The sequence below is a fragment of the Ruegeria sp. CG8 genome (assembly GCF_056537165.1).
Map to the genome: position 1 here is coordinate 153,709 of NZ_JBQFRA010000004.1, position 18,806 is coordinate 172,514.

General features: G+C 63.3%; 17 protein-coding genes. 10 read left to right on the plus strand and 7 right to left on the minus strand.

All coding sequences use genetic code 11. From position 1 onward, the window contains the following. Positions 1–5: 5 nt before the first annotated feature. From ACR0EF_RS13790 to ACR0EF_RS13810, 5 genes are all read right to left on the minus strand, one after another. Positions 6–1,244 (minus strand): NAD(P)/FAD-dependent oxidoreductase, encoded by a 1,239-nt coding sequence (locus tag ACR0EF_RS13790; protein WP_170371988.1) that lies wholly within the window; start codon positions 1,242–1,244, stop codon positions 6–8. After that, a complete protein-coding gene (locus tag ACR0EF_RS13795) occupies positions 1,241–2,176 on the minus strand; it encodes a 4-hydroxyproline epimerase (RefSeq protein ID WP_170371986.1) in 936 nt (311 codons plus the stop codon). The genes ACR0EF_RS13790 and ACR0EF_RS13795 overlap by 4 nt, the downstream gene beginning before the upstream one ends. After that, positions 2,167–3,126: a dihydrodipicolinate synthase family protein gene (locus ACR0EF_RS13800; protein WP_170372754.1), complete on the minus strand. Its 960-nt coding sequence runs from the start codon at positions 3,124–3,126 to the stop codon at positions 2,167–2,169. Before ACR0EF_RS13800 ends, ACR0EF_RS13795 begins: the two co-directional genes overlap by 10 nt. Positions 3,127–3,296: 170 nt before the next feature. Next, positions 3,297–4,355 (minus strand): ABC transporter ATP-binding protein, encoded by a 1,059-nt coding sequence (locus tag ACR0EF_RS13805; protein WP_170372752.1) that lies wholly within the window; start codon positions 4,353–4,355, stop codon positions 3,297–3,299. Next, on the minus strand, positions 4,352–5,146 hold the full coding sequence (locus ACR0EF_RS13810) for an IclR family transcriptional regulator (protein WP_170367390.1): 795 nt from the start codon (positions 5,144–5,146) through the stop codon (positions 4,352–4,354). The genes ACR0EF_RS13805 and ACR0EF_RS13810 overlap by 4 nt, the downstream gene beginning before the upstream one ends. 142 nt (positions 5,147–5,288) lie before the next feature. Here ACR0EF_RS13810 and ACR0EF_RS13815 point away from each other — a divergent pair, with 142 nt between their 5' ends. The 10 genes from ACR0EF_RS13815 to ACR0EF_RS13860 all read left to right on the plus strand — a co-directional run bounded on the left by ACR0EF_RS13815 (position 5,289) and on the right by ACR0EF_RS13860 (position 16,578). After that, complete coding sequence (locus ACR0EF_RS13815; RefSeq protein WP_170372750.1) at positions 5,289–6,548, plus strand: ABC transporter substrate-binding protein; 1,260 nt, start codon at positions 5,289–5,291, stop codon at positions 6,546–6,548. 91 nt (positions 6,549–6,639) lie between these two features. Beyond that, positions 6,640–7,563 (plus strand): carbohydrate ABC transporter permease, encoded by a 924-nt coding sequence (locus ACR0EF_RS13820; protein WP_093963149.1) that lies wholly within the window; start codon positions 6,640–6,642, stop codon positions 7,561–7,563. A 1-nt stretch (position 7,564) separates the two neighbouring features. Beyond that, positions 7,565–8,413, plus strand: a complete 849-nt coding sequence (locus ACR0EF_RS13825) for a carbohydrate ABC transporter permease (protein ID WP_093963150.1) — start codon at positions 7,565–7,567, stop codon at positions 8,411–8,413. A gap of 22 nt (positions 8,414–8,435) precedes the next feature. Beyond that, positions 8,436–9,776: an alpha-glucosidase/alpha-galactosidase gene (gene melA, locus ACR0EF_RS13830; protein WP_170372748.1), complete on the plus strand. Its 1,341-nt coding sequence runs from the start codon at positions 8,436–8,438 to the stop codon at positions 9,774–9,776. A gap of 55 nt (positions 9,777–9,831) precedes the next feature. After that, entirely contained in the window at positions 9,832–11,538 is a 1,707-nt protein-coding gene (locus ACR0EF_RS13835) for an IlvD/Edd family dehydratase (RefSeq protein ID WP_170341254.1), read from the plus strand. Beyond that, positions 11,538–12,305 carry an SDR family NAD(P)-dependent oxidoreductase gene (locus tag ACR0EF_RS13840; RefSeq protein WP_170341250.1) on the plus strand — a complete coding sequence of 256 codons (768 nt, stop codon included), beginning with the start codon at positions 11,538–11,540 and terminating at the stop codon, positions 12,303–12,305. The genes ACR0EF_RS13835 and ACR0EF_RS13840 overlap by 1 nt, the downstream gene beginning before the upstream one ends. A 4-nt stretch (positions 12,306–12,309) precedes the next feature. Beyond that, positions 12,310–13,203, plus strand: coding sequence for a 2-dehydro-3-deoxygalactonokinase (locus ACR0EF_RS13845; RefSeq protein ID WP_170372746.1), 894 nt, complete (start codon positions 12,310–12,312; stop codon positions 13,201–13,203). Then, positions 13,200–13,805 carry a 2-dehydro-3-deoxy-6-phosphogalactonate aldolase gene (locus tag ACR0EF_RS13850; RefSeq protein ID WP_170372744.1) on the plus strand — a complete coding sequence of 202 codons (606 nt, stop codon included), beginning with the start codon at positions 13,200–13,202 and terminating at the stop codon, positions 13,803–13,805. Before ACR0EF_RS13845 ends, ACR0EF_RS13850 begins: the two co-directional genes overlap by 4 nt. Further along, entirely contained in the window at positions 13,802–14,662 is an 861-nt protein-coding gene (locus ACR0EF_RS13855) for an SMP-30/gluconolactonase/LRE family protein (protein WP_170367395.1), read from the plus strand. The genes ACR0EF_RS13850 and ACR0EF_RS13855 overlap by 4 nt, the downstream gene beginning before the upstream one ends. Beyond that, complete coding sequence (locus ACR0EF_RS13860) at positions 14,659–16,578, plus strand: beta-galactosidase (RefSeq protein WP_170371974.1); 1,920 nt, start codon at positions 14,659–14,661, stop codon at positions 16,576–16,578. The genes ACR0EF_RS13855 and ACR0EF_RS13860 overlap by 4 nt, the downstream gene beginning before the upstream one ends. Before the next feature lie 42 nt (positions 16,579–16,620). On the opposite strand, the gene ACR0EF_RS13865 is transcribed toward ACR0EF_RS13860, so the two are convergent. Beyond that, on the minus strand, positions 16,621–17,877 hold the full coding sequence (locus ACR0EF_RS13865; RefSeq protein WP_170365990.1) for an ABC transporter permease: 1,257 nt from the start codon (positions 17,875–17,877) through the stop codon (positions 16,621–16,623). Then, positions 17,874–18,794 (minus strand): ABC transporter permease, encoded by a 921-nt coding sequence (locus ACR0EF_RS13870; RefSeq protein ID WP_170341829.1) that lies wholly within the window; start codon positions 18,792–18,794, stop codon positions 17,874–17,876. Before ACR0EF_RS13870 ends, ACR0EF_RS13865 begins: the two co-directional genes overlap by 4 nt. Positions 18,795–18,806: the final 12 nt, after the last annotated feature.

Below are 18,806 nucleotides of genomic sequence, written 5' to 3' on the forward strand. Positions count from 1 at the left end.
CCCGCTCAGAACCGGGTGGCGGCGAAGGGGTCGACCGGGATGGCCGGATCGGTGCCGTCGACCAGTGCGCCCACCAGTTCGGCGGTGCCGGCCGACTGGGTCAGGCCCAGATGGCCGTGCCCGAAAGCATAGACGAGGTTCGGCGATTTCGAAGACCGCCCGATCACCGGAATGCTGTCGGGCAGCGAGGGGCGGAACCCCATCCACTGCGTCCCGCCTTCGGTCTTCAACCCCGGCAGGAACTGGCGCGCCTTGTTCAGCAAGGTATCGGCGCGTTTGAAATTGGGCGGCAGGTCAAGCCCGCCCAGTTCGACCGCACCACCGATGCGCACACCACCGTTGATCTTGCTGGCCACGAAGGCATGACGCGAGAACGCCAGGTGCAGCCGCAGGTCGAACGCGCCCGGCGGCAGGGTCGTGTTGTAGCCCCGCTCGGTTTCGAGCGGGATCAGATCGCCCACCGTTCGGGTGAGGTTGTGCGACCACGCGCCCGCGGCCACGACCACCTTGCTGGCATCCGCCGCACCCTGGTCGAAGCGCACCCAGACGCCCGTGTCCGACAGCTCCAGCGCGCGTACGGGGCGCGTTTCGATCACCCCGCCACGGTCGCGAAACACCTGTGCCAGATGCTCGACCCAGCGTTTGGGATCGACGGTATTCCACCAGTGTGGCGTGAACCCGGCATGGGTAAAACGCGGGCTGAGCCCGGGCTGGATCTCGGCGATCGCTTCGGGGCTTTCCAGCAGATCGAAGGCGATGCCATGCCGGCGACGCAACTCCCACGTGGGCAAGGCGGCGCGGAACTCGGCCGCGCTTTCGTACAACTGCAACTGCCCGTCGCGCTGCATCATCGCCTCGCCACCCGTATCGGCGATCTGCCGTTCGGTCGCGGCCTGGCACAGGCGCATCAGGTTGGCCTGCGCGGCGACCAGCGCCTGGTACCGGCTGGGGCGGCTGGCCCGCCAGAACCGCCACATCCACGGCGCGATCTGCAGGGCATAGGCGGGCGGGATCGACAGCGGCCCCAACGGATCGAGCAGCCATTTCGGGGCCTTTTTCATGATCCCCGGCGTGGCCAGAGGTTCGACCTCGGGGAAGGCGAACGCCCCGGCATTTCCCGCCGAACTGCCCGCGGCCACGCCTTCGCGGTCCAGTATCTGAACCGTGTAACCCCGACGCTGCAATTCCAGCGCTGCGCTGATACCAACGACGCCGGCACCTATGACGATGACATCTTTCTTCATGTGATCTCTATACCCGAACGGAATGGATCGGCGGGATCAAAAATCAAGCGGCTTTCGGCCATCACGAAAGCCTGACCGGTGATCGAGGGGATCACCCCGCCGTTCGGACCCGGCTGATAGGACAGCCGATAGGGGCTGCCGATGACGCTAGCCTGCACGATTTCTTCACCCGGCGCCAAGCGCCCATCGGCCGCCAGACAGGCCAACCGCGCCGAACTGCCCGTGCCGCAGGGCGAGCGGTCATAGGCGTCATCGGGGCACAGAACGAAGTTTCGGCTGTGGACGCCGGAGGCCGGCGCAGTCTCCTGAAAAATCACATGATCGATCGGCTCGCCCGCTTCGCCGCCAACGCCCTGCGCGACCGAGGCCTGCCGAATGGCGACGCCCAGATCGGTCAGTTGCCGGATGTTCGCGGGCTCGACCGGCACCGGGCTGGGATCGACGATAAAGAACCAATTGCCGCCATAGGCCACATCACCTGTAACCGGCCCGAAATCCGGAACCTCGATCGTCACGGCCTGATGCACCTGCCGGCTTTCGATGTTGGTTACTGTCACTGTGTTGGGATCGTGCAGCTTCACCGTGACCACCCCGGCCGGCGTTTCGATCCGGTGGGTGCCGACACCGATCCGCCCCAGATGGGCCAGCGTCACAGTCAACCCGATCGTGCCATGCCCGCACATGCCAAGCACCGCATCCACGTCGAAATAGATCACCCCGGTCACGCAGGACGGATCGACCGAAGGCACCAGCAGCGCCCCCACCATCGCTGGCTGACCGCGCGGCTCAAGCATGACCGAGCGCCAGAACCGGCGGTGCTGGGTCGCCAAAAGCCCTGCGCGTTCGGACAGAGGACCGCTGCCCAGATCGGGCGCGCCGTCCAGAATCACGCGCGTGGGCTCTCCGCCGGTATGGCTGTCGATCACATGCACGCGGCAATCACCCCGCCTTGCCTTGACCAGTCTGCAAACCAGGCGCGGAACAAGCCGTACTGCTGTTCGCAATAGTGGCGCTGCGCATCGGTCAGCGCGTCAGTTTCGTTGAAGTGCAAGCGGTATTCATCCTCGCCGTTCAGCACCAGAAGGTGCTTGTAGTACAGAACCAGATCAGGGCCTTCGTCGAAACTGGACAGCACGTGGATGGCCTCTGTCAACTCCTGTGCGCGCTGGCGGGCCTCGGCGCTGCCAGAAGCCGCTTTTTTCGACAAAGCGGTCAGCAGCAGAACCTCTTTGGGCAGTACGTTGCCGATGCCAGTGATCGCGCCGGTTGCGCCGCAATTGACGATGCCATGGTAGACCGCCGTATCGACCCCCACCATCAGCGTCACCTGGTCATCACGGCTGGTAATGTTCTCAGCCGCATAGCGCAGATCGTCCTTGCCACCGAATTCCTTGAAGCCCACCAGGTTGGGATGCTCGGCCCGCAGGGCGAAGAACAGGTCAGCGCGGGTGGCGAACCCGTAATGCGGACTGTTGTAGATGACCGCAGGGATATCCGGTGCCGCCGACAGGATGGCCTTGAAATGGTTGCGCTGCGCCATGACCGAACTGCCACGCGACAAGACCCGCGGGATAACCATCAGCCCAGCTGCACCCACCTTTTGCGCATGCGCTGCATGCGCCACGGCGGATTGCGTGTTGACCGCCCCGGTGCCCACCACCACGGGCAAGCCAGCGCCGACCAACCGCTCGACCCCTTCCATCCGCTGTTTGTCGGTCAGCAGTGGCCAGTCGCCCATCGACCCGCAGTAGACGACCGCGGACATGCCCGCCTCAATCATCTGCTGACCCTTTCGCACCAAGGCGTCAAAGTCGGGCTGACGGTCGGGCGTACAAGGGGTCATGAGCGCCGGCATGGTAGCGGTAAAGACGTCGGGTGACATGTGGCTGATCCTTTCCAAGTTGCCCGCGTCCATCGCCGGGCGGTCAGATTTCCTGTCTCAGTCCCGCAGTATCGGATTCTGTATCCAAAATCCATCCAATTCGCCTGACAAAAGAAAAACGCGCCAGGCAGAGAGCCCGGCGCGTTGACACTTTCCAACTGAACAGCGGTTCAGCGCAACCGCATCCCGCTTTCCGGGTCAAACAGCATGGCGCGTTCGGGCCGAACCGAGATTCCGATCCGTTCTCCCGTTTTGCTGCGTTGGTCGTCCCGCTCTTCGACGATCAGCTTGTCGCCGTTGGGCGTCAGCAAATAGCTGTAGGATACGCCGCCAAGCGCCTCGGTCAGATCGACGGTACAGGTGTCGCCGGACCGATCCACGGCAATATGTTCCGGGCGGATTCCCAGGACCACCTTCTTGGCATCGGTCGGCACGCCATTGGTGACGGGGATCGAGTCCGTCAGAGCCGGGTGGCGCACCGTTCCTTCGACGACATCGCACTCCAGAAAGTTCATTGCGGGCGAGCCGATGAACCCCGCCACGAACCGGTTGTCGGGGTCCCGATACAGATCCATCGGAGCGCCCACCTGCTCGATCCGGCCATCGCGCAGCACCACGATCTTGTCGGCCATGGTCATAGCTTCGACCTGGTCGTGGGTGACGTAGATCATCGTCGCGCCGATCTCCTGGTGCAGACGGGCGATCTCGACTCGCATTTCCACGCGCAGTTCGGCATCGAGGTTCGACAGCGGCTCGTCGAACAGAAAAACCTCGGGGCCGCGGACGATGGCCCGACCGATGGCGACCCGCTGACGCTGGCCACCCGACAAGGCCTTGGGCTTGCGCTTGAGATACTGCTCCAGTTTCAGGATTTCCGACGCTTCGGCGACCTTCTTGTCGATCTCGGCCTTGGGCACACCGTTCATGCGCAGACCAAAGCCCATGTTCTCGGCCACGGACATGTGCGGATACAGGGCGTAGGTCTGGAACACCATCGCGACACCGCGCTTGGCCGGATCCATGTGGGTCACGTCACGCTGACCGATGCGGATTTCGCCCTCGGTGGTTTCTTCCAGCCCGGCGATCATCCGCAACAGGGTGGATTTGCCACAGCCCGACGGCCCGACAAAAACGCAGAACTCGCCGTCCTCGATTTCCAGATCAATGCCGTGAATGACCTGGGTCTGGCCATAACGCTTGATTGCGCCCTTCAGGGTAACGCCTGTCATGATGCTTGCATCCTGTCCTTGCGGCCCTCGGGGAACCGCCATGCTTCGGCTTCGGACCCGATCTGGTCGGCCGAACGCCGCACCCGAGGGACCCATTTCTTCAATTGGTCAAAATCCATGCGCTGGGTCGATCCGGTGATCGAGATCGCCCCCAGTACCCGCCCGCCCGATGTCAGGATCGGACAGGCCACGCAGATGATGCCGGGCTCGTGCTCTTCATCATCCATGGCGAACCCCCGTTCGCGGATCCGGGCCAGATCCGCCCGCAGCACCGCCTCCGAGGTCAGCGTCTTGTCGGTAAAGCGGTGAAAGCTTTGCTGCGAAATCGCTTTGTCCAGCCGGTCGTCATCCAGAAAGGCGAGCATCGCCTTCCCCACACCGGTGCAATAGGCCGGACCAACCTTTCCGGCCTCGGAATACATCTCGACCGGGTTTTTGGCATTGCGCTTGTCCACATACAGAACCTGACTGGAATCAAGCTGCGCAAGGTGCACCGTCTCGCCGGTTTCCAGGCTCAGCCCATCCAGGATCGGCCGCGCGATCGGCGCGAGCGAGCTTTGCGTCCAGGCCGAATGCGCCAGCCGCACCAGCCGCAGCCCCGGCGAATAGGTCTGCCGGTCTGGGTCGTAAGACAACATGCCCTGATTGGTCAGCGACTGCAGAAACCGGTACAGGGACGCCTTGGGAAAGCTGCTGCTTTCCAGCAATTCGGCGAACCGCACAGGCCGGCCGAACGCCGCGACCTGTTCCAGCACGTCACATGCCTTGCCGATGGTTCCGTCACCTGCCACGGGTCTGATTTCTCCTCCACTTCCCCTTGCGGACGGGCCGCGAGGGTATTGACAAGCCTAGCCGATTCGATGTGTAGTTTTCAATATATAAAACTTGGTTTCATTATTTGGAACCTCAAAATGGAAGCTAAGGGAGGAAACCATGCATTCCATGTTCAAGCGCACTGCGGCGGCACTGGCGGCCAGTGTGGCACTTGCAGCGCCCGTTTCGGCAGAACTGACCGGCGAGCTGCGAATCTTCCTCGACACATCGAATCCGGCGCCGCGCGCGACGATGGAAGCGATGATTGAGCGTTTCGCGGCACAGCACCCGGGTCTGGAGATCGAGACCACGGTCATCGACCGTGAGGCGTACAAGACCCAGATCCGCAACTTCCTGACGGCGGACACGCCCGACGTCGCGACCTGGTACGCGGCCAACCGCATGAAGCCTTATGTCGAGGCCGGACTGTTCGAAGATGTATCGGACCTGTGGGCCGAGCCGGAAATCGCCGAAAACCTGGCCTCGACCAAGGGCGCGATGACCATCGACGGCAAGCAGTGGGGCGTGCCCTACACCTACTATCAGTGGGGCGTCTACTACCGCAAAGACATCTTTGACGAGCTGGGCCTGTCCGAGCCGACCACCTGGGAAGAAGAGCTGGCCAACTGCCAGAAGATCGTCGACTCGGGTCGCGCCTGCTATACCATCGGCACCAAGTTCCTGTGGACGGCTGGCGGCTGGTTCGACTACCTGAACATGCGCACCAACGGCTTCGAGTTCCACCAGCAACTGGCCAATGGCGAAGTCAGCTGGGAAGACGACCGGGTCAAGCAGACCTTCGCCAACTGGAAGCAGCTGATCGACATGGGCGCGTTCATCGACAACCACCAGACCTACAGCTGGCAAGAGGCCCTGCCCTTCATGGTTCAGGGTGATGCAGCGGCCTATCTGATGGGCAACTTCGCCGTGGCTCCGCTGCGCGAGGCCGGTCTGACCGACGACCAGTTGGACTTCTACCAGTTCGTCGCGATCAACCCCGATGTCGAGCTGGCCGAAGATGCGCCGACCGACACGTTCCACATCCCGGCGAACGCGTCGAACAAAGAAGCCGCGCGCGAGTTCCTGCGTTTTGTTGTTTCGGCTGACGAGCAGACCGAAATCAACAACGGCAAGAACCTCGGACAACTGCCCGTCAACGCCAAATCCTCGGTGGATGACGACAAGTTCCTGCAGGAAGGCTTCAAGATGCTGTCGACCAACAGCCCCGGCGGCGTCGCCCAGTTCTGGGATCGCGACGCACCGGCGGAAATGGCCAAAGTGTCGATGGAAGGCTTCCAGGAGTTCATGGTCAAGCCGGACAACCTGGACAGCATCCTGGCCAAGCTGGAACGCGCACGTCAGCGCATCTATGACAACTGATCGGGTTGTGGCCGGGGCAACCCCGGCCACGCCGTAGCCAAACGCAGGACGGGCACGATCCCGTCCTGCCCATTCCAAACCGGGATTGACCATGACCGCTGTCGACGTCACCGAACACGAAAGCTGGTTCCACAGAAATCAGCAACGTATCGCACCCTGGCTGTTTCTGGCTCCGGGCGTGCTGTTCTTCATGGTCTACGTGATCATCCCCGTATTCCAGTCCTTCAACCTGTCGCTCTACGAATGGGACGGGCTGGGCGCGGCCGAATATGTCGGAATGCGCAACTATGAAGACCTGTATTGGGAATGGGTCGATCGTGACGCCTTCTATGTCTCGCTGAAGAACAACCTGATCTGGCTGATCATGTACCTGCTGGCGATCCCGGCTGGTCTGTTCATCGCGCTGTTCCTCAACCAGACGGTCTGGGGAATCCGGTTGTACAAATCCCTGTTCTTCTTTCCCTTCGTCATCAGCCAGGTCGTAGTCGGGCTGGTCTTCACCTGGTTCTACGACCCCACTTTCGGACTGCTGAACGAGCTTTTGGGCTTGGTCGGGTTGGGTCCGCTGAACGTACTGGGTGATGAACGCTTCGTAACCTACGGCATCATTTTCGCGGGCCTCTGGCCGCAGACCGCCTATTGCATGATCCTGTATCTGACCGGCCTGAACGCCGTGGACCCCGAACAGATCGAGGCCGGCCGGCTGGACGGCGCCAAGGGCGGGCGGATGCTGTGGCATATCATCCTGCCGCAACTGCGCCCGGCGACCTTCATCGCCTTCGTGGTGACCATTATCGGCGCGCTGCGCTCGTTCGACCTGATCTCGATCATGACGCAGGGCGGGCCGTTCGGGTCAAGCCGCGTGCTGGCCTATTACATGTTCGAAGTCGCCTTGTCGGAGTACGGGTTCCGCATGGGCTATGGCGCGGCCATCGCCGTGATCCTGTTCCTGATCATGCTGTGCTTCATCGCCTACTTCCTGTGGTCGATGTACCGCGAAGAAAAGGGGCACTGAGATGTTTCCCAAACCGATCGAAAAACAACCCCGCGCGGCGCAGATTTCCTATCAGGCAATGCTGCCGGTCGCCCTTCTGCTGTGGCTCGGCCCTCTGCTGGCGGTGGCCCTGTTTTCCATCAAGCCCGAGGCGGATTTCACCAACGCCAACTACTGGGGCCTGCCCTCCAGCTTTGAAGGCGCCAGGAACTATGGCCAGGTCTTCTTCAACTCGGACATGCCGCGCTATCTGCTGAACTCGTTCCTGATCACGGTTCCCACGGTGATCGGCGCGGTGGCGCTCAGCTGCATGACCGGGTTCGCGCTGGGGATTTACAAGTTCAAGTCGAACCTGTGGATTTTCTTCATGTTCGTGGCCGGCAACTTCGTACCCTTCCAGATCCTGATGGTGCCGGTGCGCGACCTGACGCTGGACTTGGGGCTCTACAATACGAAAACCGGGCTGGTACTGTTCCACATTGCGTTCCAGACGGGGTTCTGCACCCTGTTCATGCGCAACTTCATCCGCGCCCTGCCCTTTGAGTTGATCGAGGCCGCCCGGGTCGAGGGCATCAGCGAATGGCGCATCTTCTGGTATGTCGTCCTGCCGCTGATGAAGCCCGCAATCGCCGCGCTCAGCGTGCTGATCTTCACCTTCATCTGGAATGACTATTTCTGGGCCGTCGTGTTGACCCAGGGGGCCGAGAGCCAACCCGTCACCGCCGGCATCACCAGCTTCAACGCGCAGTTCCGCGCAGCGTATCACTTGATGAGTGCCGGCTCGATCGTCGCGGCCCTGCCGCCGGTGGCCATGTTCTTTCTGATGCAGAAACACTTCATCGCGGGTCTGACCCTCGGTGCCGTAAAATAACGCCTAGTCAAGGTTTACAGTCATGACCAAGATCACCTTCATCGGTGCAGGTTCCACGATTTTCATGCAAAATATCGTGGGCGATGCCCTGCTGACCCCGTCACTGGCCGACAGCCATTTTGCCCTGATGGACATTGACCCCGAGCGTCTGGCCGAAAGCGAAACCGTGGCCCGCGCGATGATCCGCTCGGTCGGGACCGGCGCGACCGTGTCCACCCATACCGACCGCCGCGCGGCGCTGGACGGGGCCGATTTCGTCATCACCGCCTTCCAGATCGGCGGCTACAGACCCTGCACCGTCACCGATTTCGAGATCCCCAAGCAATATGGCCTGCGCCAGACCATCGCCGACACGCTGGGCGTGGGCGGCATCATGCGCGGCCTGCGCACCGTGCCCGTCCTGTGGGATGTGGCCCGCGACATGGCGCAGCTGTGCCCGAATGCCACGCTGCTGCAATACGTCAACCCGATGGCCATCAACACTTGGGCGCTGGCAGAACGGTTCCCGGCACTGAAACATGTGGGTCTGTGCCACTCGGTCCAGAACACGGTCGAGGAGCTGGCCCATGACCTGGACCTGCCCAAGGATGAAATCCGCTATCGCGTTGCCGGCGTGAACCATGTGGCGTTTTTCCTGCGGCTGGAACATCAAGGCCGCGACCTGTATCCGGCGCTGCGCCGGGGCTATCACGCGGGCCAGCTGCCCAAGGCGCCGCTGCTGATGCCGCGCTGCCCCAACAAGGTGCGGTACGAGGTGATGGATCACCTGGGCTATTTCTGCACCGAAAGCTCGGAACACCTGGCCGAGTATGTCCCGTGGTTCATCAAGGATGGGCGTCAGGACCTGATCGACCGGTTCCAGATCCCGCTGGACGAATACCCCACCCGCTGCGAAGAGCAGGTCGCGAACTGGAAGGAACAGGCCAAGACCCTGACCGACGGGCGCGACATCGAAGTGATCCGCAGCCACGAATTCGCCGCCGACCTGATGAACGCGATCGTCACCGACACGCCCTATGTCGCCTATGGCAACCTGCCCAATACCGGGCAGATCCCGCAGCTGCCGCTGGGCGCGGCGGTCGAAACGCCCTGTCTGGTCGACAGCAACGGCGTGCAGCCCTCGGTCGTGGCCGGCATCCCGCCGCAGCTGGTCGCCCTGATGCGCAGCCAGATCAACGTGCAGGAACTGACCGTGCGCGCCCTGGTCGAGGAAAACCCCGAACACATCTACCACGCCGCCATGATGGACCCGCACACCGCCGCCGAACTGGACCTGCGCCAGATCCGCAGCCTGGTAAGTGACCTGCTGACCGCCCATGCCGACTGGCTGCCGGATTGGTGCCGTCCGGCCCGCGCGGCCTGATCATCCGGCAAACACACAAGAAAACCACGACCCAATACGAAAAAGAAACAAAGACATGAAGAAACGCCGCTCACAGCACTGGTACGGCAAGCTCGACAAGGACGGGTTCATCCATCGGTCGTGGATGAAGAACCAGGGCTTTCCCGATCATGCGTTCGACGGACGCCCGATCATCGGCATCTGCAACACATGGTCGGAACTGACGCCGTGCAACTCGGGCCTGCGCGACCTCGCCGAAGGCGTCAAGCGCGGCGTGTGGGAGGCCGGAGGCTTTCCGGTCGAATTCCCGGTGATGTCGCTGGGCGAAACCCAGATGAAGCCCACCGCCATGCTGTTCCGCAACCTGCTGGCCATGGATGTCGAGGAATCGATCCGCGCCTATGGCATCGACGGCGTGGTGCTGCTGGGCGGCTGCGACAAGACCACGCCCGGCCAGCTGATGGGCGCGGCCTCGGTCGATCTGCCCACCATCGTGGTCAGCTCGGGGCCGATGCTGAACGGCAAGTATCGCGGTCAGGATATCGGCTCGGGCACCGATGTTTGGAAATTCTCGGAAGCCGTGCGCGCCGGCGAGATGACCTTGCAGGATTTCATGAACGCCGAATCCGGCATGAGCCGGTCCAAGGGCGTGTGCATGACCATGGGTACGGCCTCGACCATGGCGTCGCTGGTCGAGGCGATGGGCATGAGCCTGCCCACAAACGCCGCCCTGCCCGCCGTCGATGCCCGCCGGATGGCGCTGGCGCACATGACCGGCAAACGCATCGTCGAAATGGTGGACGAGGACCTCAAACCCTCGGACATCCTGACCAAGGCGGCGTTTGAGAACGCCATTCTGGCCAATGCCGCGGTGGGGGGGTCCACCAACGCCGTGGTGCACCTGCTGGCGCTGGCCGGCCGGGTGGGCGTGGACCTGACCCTGCAGGATTTCGAGATCGGCTCGGACATTCCGCTGCTGGTCAACTGCATGCCCTCGGGCAAATACCTGATGGAAGATTTCTGCTATGCCGGCGGGATGCCGGTGGTCCTGTCCGAGCTGAAATCGCATCTGCGCCCGGCCCGCACCGTTCTGAACAAGGACATCTCGGCCCACTATGAGGGCGCGGAATGCTTCAACCGTGACGTGATCCACGCCTTTGACGATCCGGTGAAACCGGCCGCCGGGCTGCGCGTTCTGCGCGGCAACCTGGCGCCGAACGGGGCCATCGTGAAACCCTCGGCCGCCACAGACAGCCTGCTGGAGACGGAAGGTGAGGCCTATGTCTTCGACAGCATCGAGGACCTGAAGGCCAATATCGACCGCGACGACCTGCCTGTGACGCCCGAGACCATACTGGTGCTCAAAGGCTGCGGGCCCAAGGGCTATCCGGGCATGCCGGAGGTCGGCAACATGCCGATCCCCGCCAAACTGGTGAAACAGGGCGTACGTGACATGATCCGCATTTCCGACGCACGCATGTCGGGCACCGCCTTCGGCACCGTGATCCTGCATGTCAGCCCCGAGGCGCAGGCGGGCGGTCCTCTGGCGCTGGTGAAAACCGGTGATCGCATCCGCGTCTCGGCCAGCAAGGGCGAGCTGGAACTGCTGGTCGACGAACAGGAACTGGCCGCCCGCCGCGCGGATTGGCAGCCCGACGACCCGCATTACACCCGCGGCTATGCCAAACTGTATATCGACCATGTCCTTCAGGCCGACCGCGGCGCTGACCTTGATTTCCTGGTGGGCAAGGACACCCGCCTTGTGACCAGAGAGAGCCATTGATGACCCAGCCAGCAACCTTCCATGACCTCGACGGCGCGTCCGTCTTCATCACCGGCGGCGGGTCGGGCGTGGGCGCGGCCCTGACAGACGGGTTCCTGGCCCAGGGCGCAAAGGTCGCCTTCATCGGCCGGTCCGACGCCAGCGCATTCGTCGAAGAGATGCGCGCCAAACACGGCCGCGCGCCCTTGTTCCTGCAGGGCGACATGACCGACACCGCGCTGCTGCACGAAACAATGACCAAGGCTGCCGAGGCCCACGGTCCGCTGAACGTGCTGGTCAACAATGCCGCAAACGACAAGCGCCACAGCCTCGAGGAAACCACGACCGAGTTCTGGGATTGGATGATCGAGGTCAACCTCAAGGCCTATTACTTTGCCTGCCAGCAGGCCGCGCGCCAGATGGCCGAGACCGGCGGGTCGATCATCAACTTCAGCTCGATCAGCTACATGATGGGCAATGCGGGCTATCCGATCTATACGACGGCCAACGCCGGAATCACCGGCATGACCCGCTCGCTCGCGCGCGAGCTGGGGTCGAAGAACATCCGCGTCAACGCGCTGGCGCCCGGCTGGGTGCTGACGCAGAAACAACTGGACATGTGGGCCACGCCCGAGGATCTGGCCGCGCATATGGATCGACAGTGCCTGAAGGAACATCTGAGCCCGGACGACATGATCGCGCCGACGCTGTTCCTGGCATCGACTGCCAGCCGCGCCATGACCGGGCAATGCATGGTCGTCGATGGCGGCGTGGTCACAACGGGGTGAGGACATGAACACCGAGTGGATCGCAGTAGACTGGGGCACCTCGCATCTGCGCACCTGGGCGATGCAGGGCGACACGGTGCTGGACCACGCCCAATGCGACCGGGGCATGGCAACGCTGGGCCGGGATCAGTTCCAGGACGCGCTGCTCACGCTGGTCCAGGGCTGGCTTGGCGTGGCGCCCGTCGACGTGATCGCCTGCGGCATGGTCGGTGCCCGGCAAGGCTGGGTCGAGGCGCCCTATGTGGCGGTGCCGGCCAAGCCGATCTCGACCGTTCCGGTGCGCGTGCCCGGCACCGATCCACGCATCCGCGCCTTCGTGGTACCCGGCCTGAAACAGGGCGATCCCGCCGACGTGATGCGCGGCGAGGAAACCCAGATCGCCGGCTACCTGTCCACGCGCCCGCATTGGGATGGCGTGATCTGCCTGCCCGGCACCCACACCAAATGGGTGCAGGTCAGCGCCGGCGAGGTCGTCAGTTTCCGCACCTTCATGACGGGTGAACTGTTCGATCTGCTGGGCCAGCACTCGGTGCTGAAACACTCGGTGGGCGAAGGCTGGGACGACGACGCCTTTGCCACGGCCGTGGCGGACACGCTGTCCAAGCCCGAGCAACTGGCCGGGCGGCTGTTCGGGCTGCGCGCGGCCGACCTGCTGCACGGCCAGGATCCGGCCACCGCCCGCGCCCGCCTGTCGGGCGCTCTGATCGGTGCCGAACTGGCCGCCACCCGCCCCTATTGGCTGGGTCAGCAACTGGCCATCATCGGGACCGAGGCCCTGTCGAACATCTATGCCACCGCGCTGCAGCAACAGGGCGCATTCGTCGAAACCGCCGACGCGACCCAAGCCACGCTGGCCGGTCTGCTGCAGGCCCGCACCCTCACGAGGCAAACCGCATGAGCCGCCCCATCATCGCCATTCTGCGAGGGCTTGAACCGGCACAGGCCGAGGCCGTCGGCCAAGCCATTTTGGACGCCGGAATCGACCGGATCGAGGTTCCGCTGAACTCGCCCGACCCGCTGGACAGCATCGGCCGTCTGGCCCGTTCGATCGGCGACCGCGCGCTGGTCGGGGCCGGAACCGTCCTGACCGTGGACGAAGTCGAACAGGTGGCCGCCGTTGGCGGCAAGCTGATCGTGTCGCCAAATTGCGATGCCGAGGTTATCGCGCGCACGGTGGATCTGAGCCTTCAAAGCTGGCCCGGGGTCTATACCCCGACCGAAGCCTTCGTCGCCCTGCGCGCCGAAGCCACCGGGTTGAAACTGTTTCCCGGGGTGATGGCCGGACCGGTGGGGCTGGCGGCCATGCGCCCGATCCTGCCCAAGGGCACGCAGGTCTATGCCGTGGGCGGCGCGGGGCCCGAGAATTTCGGCGACTGGCTCAAGGCCGGGGCCGACGGTTTCGGCATCGGCTCGGCCCTGTTCAAACCCGGCATGTCCGTGGACCAGATCGCCGAAAACGCCCGCCAGATCGTCGCCGCCTTTGACGAGGCCGCGCGATGAGCCAGGTCTTTGACGACCGCCCGTGCGCGTTGGGCGAAGGCCCGCTGTGGCACCCCGAACGGCAACAGCTGTTCTGGTTCGACATCATCAACAAGCGCCTGATGACCCGCGACGCGGGTGGCCCGCAAAGCTGGGATTTTGCCGAGCACGTCTCGGCCGCAGGCTGGATCGACCGCGACACGCTGCTGATCGCGTCGGAAACCGGCCTGTGGCGGTTCGGGCTTGAGACCGGTCACAAGGACCGCATCGTCGCGCTCGAGGCCGACAACCCGGTGACCCGCTCGAATGACGGGCGGGCTGATCCGTGGGGCGGGTTCTGGATCGGCACAATGGGCAAGCGCGCGGAACGGGGCGCGGGGGCGATCTATCGTTTTTGGCGGGGTGAGCTGCGGCAGCTGGTGCCGGACGTGACCATCTCGAACGCGATCAGTTTCGCGCCTGACCGGTCTTGCGCCTATTTTTGCGACACGGCCACCGGGCAGGTGCGGCGCTGGGGCCTGAACCCGGAAACCGGCTGGCCCGAGGGCGACAGCGCGGTGTTTCTGGACCTGCGCGCCGAGGGGCTGAACCCCGATGGCGCGGTCGTCGATGCCGCGGGCAACCTATGGCTCGCGCAATGGGGCGCGGCGCGGGTCGCGGTCTATGACGCCGGCGGAACCTTTCTGCGCGCGGTGAACTTCCCGGCGGCCCATACCTCGTGCCCCGCTTTCGGCGGGCCGGATCTGACGACGCTGTTCTGCACCTCGGCCCGTGAAGGGCTGGATGCGGACACCATCGCATCGCACCCCACCAACGGAATGACCTTTGCCGCCGAAAACGCGGGCCAAGGTCAGGCGGAACACAGAGTCATCCTATGAACCCCGAACTTGGCGTTTGCTATTACCCCGAACATTGGCCCCAGTCGATGTGGGCCGAAGATGCCGCGCGCATGGTCGAGGCCGGCCTGCGCTGGGTCCGGATCGGCGAATTCGGATGGAGCCGGATGGAGCCGGAACCGGGCCGGCTGACATTCGACTGGCTGGATCAGGCCATCGAGACCCTTGGTGCAGCCGGGCTGAAAGTGGTGCTTGGAACCCCAACCGCCACGCCGCCGCGCTGGATGCTGGACCGGCACCCGGACATGCTGGCGGTGGACGAAAACGGGCAGCCGCGCAAGTTCGGCTCGCGCCGTCACTATTGTTTCAGCCATCCCGGGTATATCGAGGAATGCGTCCGCATCGCCCGGATCATGGGCGAACGCTATGGCCACAACCCGCATGTGGCCGCCTGGCAAATCGACAATGAATATGGTTGCCACGACACCACCGTCAGCTACAGCGAGCCTGCGCGGCAGGCCTTCCGCCGCTGGCTGGCCAAACGCTATGGCTCGGTCGAGGCGCTGAACGCGGCCTGGGGCAATGTGTTCTGGTCTATGGAATACAGTGATTTCGATCAGATCGACCTGCCCAACCTGACCGTGACCGAACCCAACCCCGCGCATGTGCTGGCCTTCCGCCGGTTCAGCTCGGATCAGGTGGTGGCCTTCAACCGGGCGCAGGTTCAGGCGCTGCGGCCCCTGACCGACGCGCCGCTGCTGCACAACTACATGGGCCGGATTCTGGATTTCGACCATTTCGAGGTGGGCGCCGATCTGGATATCGCCGCCTGGGACAGCTACCCGATCGGGTTCCTGTCCGACCGGCTCGAGGCCGACGCGGCACACAAGGCAGCCTTTCTGCAACAGGGCGACCCGGACATGCAGGCCTTTCACCACGATCTGTACCGCGCCGTCGGGCGCGGCCGCTGGTGGGTGATGGAACAGCAGCCTGGACCGGTGAACTGGGCGCCCTACAACCCGGCCCCCCTGCCGGGCATGGTGCGGCTTTGGTCGCTCGAGGCCGTGGCCCACGGGGCCGAGGTGGTCAGCTATTTCCGCTGGCGGCAGGCGCCTTTTGCGCAGGAACAGATGCACACGGGCTTGCTGACGCCGAACAACCACCCCGCCCCCGGTCTGGCCGAGGCGCAGCAGACGGCCGAAGATCTGGCCACGCTGGGACCGGTCGAACCGGTGCAGGCGCGGGTGGCCATACTGTTCGACTACCCGTCGGACTGGGCCTGGGCGACCCAGCCTCAGGGCGCGGGCTTCAACTATTTCCGGCTGGTGTTTTCCGCCTATCGCGCCCTGCGCCGCGCCGGGCTGTCGGTCGACGTCGTTCCGGCCTCGGGCTTGGACGACGCCGACTATGATCTGATCCTCGCTCCCGGACTGGCCACGCTGGACGACGCGCTGGCCGACCGCCTGCGGGCGGCCGCGAAACTGACGGTTCTGGGCCCGCGCGCCGGAGCAATCACGGCTGATTTCCAGATCCCGGCCCAAGGCCGCCCCGGCCTGCAGGCGTTGGACTGCGACGTGGCGCTGGTGGAATCCCTACCGCCCGAGATCACCCGCCCGGTTCAGGGCGGCGGAGCGGCGCAACACTGGGTCGAGCGGTTGACCGGCCACGCGCCCGATCAGTTGACCTTCGAAGACGGGACTCCGGCGCTCAAGGGCAGTGACCAGCTTTGGTACCTGGCCGGGTTCCCGGACGAAGGCCTTTGGGACCGGATAGTTGAGATGGCGGCGCAGAAAGTCGGGCTGCCATTGCACCAGATGCCGCCCGGCCTGCGGCGGCGCGAGACCGCGACCCATGACTTCCTGATCAACTACAACGCCACACCGGTGGATTGGAACGGCCACAGCATCGCTGCCTGCGGAGTCGCCATCCTGAAACGCCATCCGCCCGGCCAGGAATGAACCAGAACCGGGCGGATGTGGTGCTCTGGTAGGCGCTTCTTCCTACTCGTCGGTCTTCAGACTGTTTGGATCGAAGACATTGCCGAACCCACTGTTGCCCGAAGGCTGATCGTCAGGCTCGGCTGAGCTTTCGTCGTCCTGACCACCCAATGTGTTCGGAGCGAACACATTGCCAAAACCGCTGTTGTTCGACGGTTTGGGCGTGGATTGCTGCGCGTCGCCTTGCTCGGCCTCGCGCTGCTTGCGCTGCTCCTCGCGTTGCTTGCGCAATTCCTGAATGCGCTGCTCGGCTTCCAAACGCTTTTCTTCCTTGACGTCCGCGATGCACTGGGCCGGGTTGTAAGCCATGGCCGTCCCGACGACAGTGATCGTTGCCACGGCAAACATGACCAGCAGCACGGCCGCCATGTTCCCCGAGAAAAAGCTGGGCAACTTGATCTTGCCCGCAAGCTCCTCGACCGTGGCTTCCTTGCGCGCGGCGGCGACCAGTTCCTGACGCTTCAACTTGGCTTCGTTCAACAGGGCGAAGAACACGGTCAGCGCCACGATGATAAAGGCCAGCGCCGAAATCGCGGGTGTAATGCCGTAGCGCACCTTTTGAGCCAGTTCGATTGTCAGTGTCGGGTATTCGCCGAACGTGAAGGTGGTGGTGTTGTAGTTCTCGAACGAGGCCAGAAACGCCAGCACCGCCGCCGAGGCAATCGCCGGGCGCATGAACGGCAGCAGGATCTTGCGAAACGCCTGTGCATGCGTTGCGCCAAGGTCCAGTGCCGCCTCGGTCAGCGCCAGGTCATATCGCTGCAGCCGGGCCACTAGAACCAACATGCAATAGCTGGCGATGAAGGTGGATTGGCCAATCACGGTCAGGAAAATACCGTTCGACAAAAAGCTGTCGGCGCCCAGCCCCAGCATCCGGTTGATCCGGTCCCAGAAGACCAGCGTCGAGATACCCAGAACAACGCCCGGGATCAGGATCGGAGCGATGATGATCGTGTAGTAGGTGGCGCGCAGCTTGGGCCAGATCTGGGTCAACATCAGCGCTCCGGCCAAGCCCATCGCCACCGACAGAACCACGGTTCCCGCGCCGATGATCAACGAGTTCTTGATGCCGTTCAGGATGCGTTGGTCCTGAAACAACTCGCCGAACCACTGGAAGGTCAGGCATTCCCACGGGCTCATGCGCGGGAAACCGGACGAGTTGAAGGCGGTGATCGACATGATCACCAAGGGACCCAGCAGGTAGGCGAAGAAGATCGCCAGATAGACCCAGATGCTGATACGGAGGAAGGACATGTTCATTTCCCGATATCCCCCATGTTCACCTTGAACAGGCGCATCATTGCCAACACGAACAGGATACAGGTGACCAGCAGAACGATGGCGTAGGCCGCGCCTTGTGGCCAGTCGTTGTTGTCATTGAACTGCTGATAGATCAGTTGCGTAAACCAAAGACTGGACGGCCCACCCAGGATTTGCGGTGCGGCCAGCGCACCGGCCGACAGCATGAACACCATCGTACAGCCGGAACTGATGCCGGGCTTGGCATAGGGGATGACCACCCTCCAGTGGATCCGCCACCACGGAGCGCCCAAGTCGCGCGCGGCTTCGATCTGGTTTCCATCCAGGCTTTCGATGACGTTGTACATCGGGAAGATCATCAGCAGGATGTACGCGTAGCCGAGGCCCGCATAGAGCGCGATGTCGTTGCGAATGAAATCGAACGGCGTGTCCCAGATCCCCAATCCGACGAACAGCGTGTTCAAAACACCCGTCTCTCCGAAGATGATGCGCAGCGCAAAGGCACGCAGGATCTCGTTGATCCAATAGGGGATGATCAGCATGATCGCGAAGATACGGATGTGATTGCCCTTGGACTGACCCAGATAATAGGCAATCGGATAGCAAATAATCAGGTTGAAGATCGTCACGCAGACCGCGGCGATCAACGTCCGGAAGAACACACGCAGATCAACGGCGTTGTAGGACTGGCTACCGCCTTCCGGGCCGTAGATCAGGTATTTGTAGTTCTCCAGCGTGTACACGTCCTTGGGGCCGCCGATTTCCGGGGGCGGCAGGTTGGGACGGAAGGAAAAGTCCAGCATCGACAGCTGCGGCAGAATGATCAGGCCGATCGTCCAGAACAGGACAAGTCCCAGAATCGCGAGCCCCATGCCGAAACCGTTGCGGTTGAAGAAGTCCCTGAGGAAGCCAGGCATCGTCGGGCCTCC